This is a genomic window from Streptomyces sp. BE20 (assembly GCF_036322525.1).
Classification (GTDB): Bacteria; Actinomycetota; Actinomycetes; order Streptomycetales; family Streptomycetaceae; genus Kitasatospora.
In genome coordinates, this window is sequence record NZ_JAQYWW010000811.1 from 1 (window position 1) to 324 (window position 324).

A 324-nucleotide genomic window follows, 5' to 3' on the forward strand; every position below is an offset into this window, starting at 1 on the left:
GGTGCAGCCGGTGTCGTTCGCCGTGTTTGTGGTTCTGGCGCGGGTGGGGGGATCGCTGGGTGTGGTGGCGGACGCGGTGGTGGGGCATTCGCAGGGTGAGCTCGCGGCGGCGCATGTTGCTGGGATCCTGTCGCTGGAGGACGGCGCTGCCGTGGTGGCGCAGCGTTCGCAGGCGCTCGCGCGGGGACTGGGGGGTCGTGGCGGCTTGGTGTCGGTGGGCCTGCCCTACGGGCGGGTGGCCGGTCTGCCGGCCGGTGTGGAGGTGGCGGCGGTGAACGGGCCGTCGTCCGTGGTGGTGGCCGGTGACCCGGACGCGCTGGACAC

The 324-nt window shown here is 74.1% G+C and carries 1 protein-coding gene; it reads left to right on the forward strand.

Features of this window, described 5'->3' with window-relative positions; translation table 11 throughout:
- Positions 1 to 324 (forward strand): acyltransferase domain-containing protein (locus tag PUR61_RS17245; RefSeq protein ID WP_329879740.1); only part of this gene is annotated, 324 nt, incomplete at both ends.